The sequence below is a fragment of the Priestia sp. 53B2 genome (assembly GCF_056099005.1).
Genome location: NZ_JBLZXA010000049.1, coordinates 1 through 4,017 on the forward strand (window position 1 = coordinate 1; position 4,017 = coordinate 4,017).

The 4,017-nt window shown below is 33.5% G+C and carries 3 protein-coding genes; all 3 read right to left on the minus strand.

Annotation, left to right across the window (positions count from 1 at the left end; all coding sequences use genetic code 11):
• Positions 1-344 precede the first annotated feature (344 nt).
• Positions 345-527, minus strand: coding sequence for a Spo0E family sporulation regulatory protein-aspartic acid phosphatase (locus ACN6NE_RS30890; protein WP_474329399.1), 183 nt, complete (start codon positions 525-527; stop codon positions 345-347).
• A gap of 575 nt (positions 528-1,102) precedes the next feature.
• Positions 1,103-1,855 carry a hypothetical protein gene (locus ACN6NE_RS30895; protein ID WP_474329401.1) on the minus strand — a complete coding sequence of 251 codons (753 nt, stop codon included), beginning with the start codon at positions 1,853-1,855 and terminating at the stop codon, positions 1,103-1,105.
• A gap of 91 nt (positions 1,856-1,946) precedes the next feature.
• Complete coding sequence (locus tag ACN6NE_RS30900) at positions 1,947-3,347, minus strand: alkaline phosphatase family protein (protein ID WP_474329403.1); 1,401 nt, start codon at positions 3,345-3,347, stop codon at positions 1,947-1,949.
• Positions 3,348-4,017 lie beyond the last annotated feature (670 nt).

The window sequence follows — 4,017 nt, forward strand, 5'->3', positions numbered from 1 at the left end:
TTCCGCATTTCCTCATGCAACCGACAGACTCGTTACCAAGCATGCCGTTTCGGATGGAGATCATCTCTGCGTCTAGATGAGTAGCGTTAGCTACACTGTAAGAAAGCGACTTCTTGTCGCACCATAAGATCTCTTTCCGAAACACAACCAAAAAAAGAACCCTTGTGGCAATAAGGGTTCCAATTAGAGTGTGTTTCCGTTTTATGCAGCTTTTTATACATATGCTCGTAAGGAAAAATTGTGTTATTATTTATCTACAGTTATAGAGTTACCTTAAAAAGCAACCTCACTCCAATGCCATTAGAGAATGAGGTTGCTTTGACTCTTTTCATTAAAAACCAAAACTAATCATTTGAAGTTATCTTTTCTAAGTGGTTTAACAATTGATCAATAAATTGACTGATTATAATGGTATTATTACTAGTAAATCCTTCTTCCAATCCTACTTTAATCATAAGTTCTCTTGCTGCCTCTATATCTACAAGTAAAGCCTTTCTTAAAGTACTGTTATATCTATATCTCTGCAATTATGTAGTCACCTATCTCTCTATGTTGTTAAGTCTTTATTTAACAATAACTGGATTTTTACCGTATAACAATAATTGTTCTTGTAAAATCCAATTAAGAGCCTAGAATGCCTTTTTTAGGGTTTGAATGGTTAAGTTTTTATACTTAATATATATTTTGATTCGTGAATTAATGGAAAATAATAAAGTTTGTAAAAGTATACGTTTACGGACATGTAGGAAACTACTAATTCCAACTTATATATATATCCGCAAAAGTTCAAAAACACTTTTCAGACGTTCTCTTATTTACACATACCTTTACGAACACTTTTCTTTATTATGTAGGTGGGGTAGCGTCAGTCAGGAAGATGCGGATTTACAACGTTAGGCTAAATTGGGCATAAAAAATCGATTCCTATACAGCGTGAGGAACTGCTTTTAATTTTGAGATATTTTTTGTCCCTGCCTCTTCTAAACAGAACTTTTAGGAGGGGTGTTTTCATGTCATTATTATATTTATAAGCTATATAAGTGCAACTTTATAAACAAAAAGGCCCATCTTTAAAGATGGGTATATTAATTGGTAGCTTTTATTAAAACTCAATTTTAATTTTTTGTGCTTCGCTAATTTTTTTCTCGTTTTTATCAAATACATCACTTGTGGTTATTTCAACCCACTTAATATCCTTTGCTTCCTTGTGGTCCGACTCATTGTGCCCCTCTTTGTGCGCGTGACCGCCTGTTGCATTCACAATAAAACCAATATTTCCAAATTTCGTGCCATTCCCTTCAATTTCACCATTTAACTCTTCAAGGTAAATATCTTTTTGCCAATCAAATGTTTCACCTGTATTCGTTTTCAGTAAGGCAATTGGTGCAAAATTCACTTTCTCTGAAGACTTGTTTTTGATCTCAACGAAAACTTTAACAAAATCAAACTCTTCATCATGTGTTAAGACGTGAAAATAATCAATCATACTGTAATCAGGTCGTAAGTGAATCAATTTCATTTCTTTTACTGTTAATTCAACTTCACCAAGTTTATAAGTTTTATTCAAAGGTTTAATTGCTTTTAATGTAGCCTCACCTTTTTCATCTGCATATGTCTGACCGACTTTTTGCAATGAATGGTCAGCTGTTACTTGAGAATTAGGCTGATACTCGTCACTTTTGCTCTCAGTTTGTTTCTGATCCTTTTCCTGTTTCGTTTCATTATTTTTTTCGTCTGTATTATTTTCTGTTTGGTTTTCGTTCGCTGCATTTTTTTCATTGTTTTCAGGGCTGGCATTGGATGAACAACCAACAAGCAGCATGATTAAAAATAATATAGAAAGAGTGTGTTTCATGATGATTCCCCCATATGATTCTATATTTTAAAAAAGTTCCCGTTGCTTGTGCTTAAGCAACGGGATACACTTTATATTATCCAATTATTTCTTACTTATCTTGAATTTTAATATTATAATCTAAGACATCAAAAATATTTTTTGCAATATCAGTGTTATCATTTGATCCAGCAAATTTTTCACTTGATGGTCCGAATGCATAGACAGGAACATCTTCACCTGTATGTCCACCTGTTGTCCAACCTGTGTGAGAACGTTTGTTAAAAATATTCTCAATGGCATTATCGATATCAAGAACTTTCTTTGTTTTAGCTGCTTCTTCAACAGATTGAATTTCTTGTTCTGTTAAGGCTAGAGTATTTTGATCAATATATTTCTTTAATGTTTCTTCAACGCCTGCTCCTTTAGCAATCTCTTCAGCCATGAAATCAGGCGTGCGCTTTGCAGCTTTGATTGGTTCACTGAACCAGTTATAAATACCGTCTGAACCAATTGAGTATCCACCAGTTGAGTGGTCAGCTGTTGCTACTACTAAGGTATGTTTGTCTTTTTTTGCAAACTCAATTGCTGCTTTATATGCTTGTTCAAAGTCATCCATTTCACTCATAGCTCCAACGATATCGTTGTCATGCCCTGCCCAGTCAATCTGGCTTCCTTCTACCATTAGGAAGAACCCGTCTTTATCTTTGTTTAATTTTGAAAGAGCAGTGTTTGTCATGTCTTTTAATGAAGGAACTTCTTCTGTGCGGTCAATTTTCTTTGGAAGTCCACCATCAGCAAATAAACCAAGCACTTTACTGTTCTTATCTTTTAACATATCTTCACGGTTTTCCACGTAGCTATAACCAGCTTTTTTAAATTCTTCTGTTAAATTACGATCTTTACGATCAAAGTTGCTTTTACCTCCACCAAGAAGAACATCGATTTTATGTTGACCATTTACCATTTCGTCAAAATAGTCATCGGCAATTGAGTTCATGTTTTTACGGCTGTGATCATGTGATCCGAAAGAAGCAGGTGTTGCGTGTGTAATTTCCGAAGTCGCAACAAGACCTGTTGCTTTTCCTTCTTCTCTAGCAGCTTCAAGAACCGTTTTTGCTTCTGATCCGTCATTGTCAACGGCAATTGCACTGTTATATGTTTTAATACCTGCAGACATAGCAGTTGCTGCAGAAGCAGAGTCCGTTACATTTTGCTCAGGATCTTCTGGATAAGTTGTTTGTTGGCCAACAAGGTATTGATCAAAAGTTGTTGGTTCAACAACTTTTGTTGATGGATCGTCTTTTAGGTAACGATGAGCAGAAGTATAAGAAACTCCCATGCCATCACCAATTAAAACAATAACATTTTTGATTTCCGCATTATTAGTTCTTTTTTTATTAGTAGATTCCTCTGCACTTACATGTGAGAAACCACCAATTAAACCACTAAAAGCAACTGTTGAAAGAACGGCTACCGGTAATAACTTTTTCGTTAACTTCTTTTTAAACAATGTTGTTACCTCCAATTGTTGTTGTGTTTTATGTCCTAATGAGAATTATAGAGAAGGTTTATTAATAGATTTTTGATAAATTGTAAATTAAGTGTTAAAAACAGAGAGAATTCTTTTTATAAATGGGAAAAAGTACTCAAAATTAACAAACGAGGATTATTTTTCATGTTTAGTTGTTATAAATATTATTAAATGGCTTTGTCTTAGAAACCAATTATTACGATTATGAACTTTATAGTTACGTAATTTTGTAATTTCTAATCTATTAATCTTCTATATTGAAAGTAGAAAATCAAACTTTGAAAGATAAAATTTTAAAAATCTGGAAGAAGTTTATGAAAACCTATAACTTATGTATCATTCTTAAGTCAATATGAATTATAAGCAATAGCAATAATCGGGAAAACTTTAGAGTTTTTGTTGAATAGAGAACGTTTGTTCGTATATAATAGAGAAAAAACGTTCTTTATTGAGGAGTACTTTCAATGGATTATGGGCAGCTACCAAACAGAGTCATTATTTGCATCGACATGAAATCGTTTTTTGGTGCGAGACGTTAATTTCAAAAGTTAGGCTAATAACCTAACGGGGAGAGATTGATCTCAATGGATTCTAAATTTAGATTACAAGAGGTATAACTTTTTTAGTGACAGAAGGAATGATTGGGTAA

Excerpts from the sequence above, each read along its gene's own strand:
- ACN6NE_RS30895 (WP_474329401.1), bottom strand. The coding sequence starts at position 1,855 with ATGAAACACACTCTTTCTATATTATTTTTAATCATGCTGCTTGTTGGT.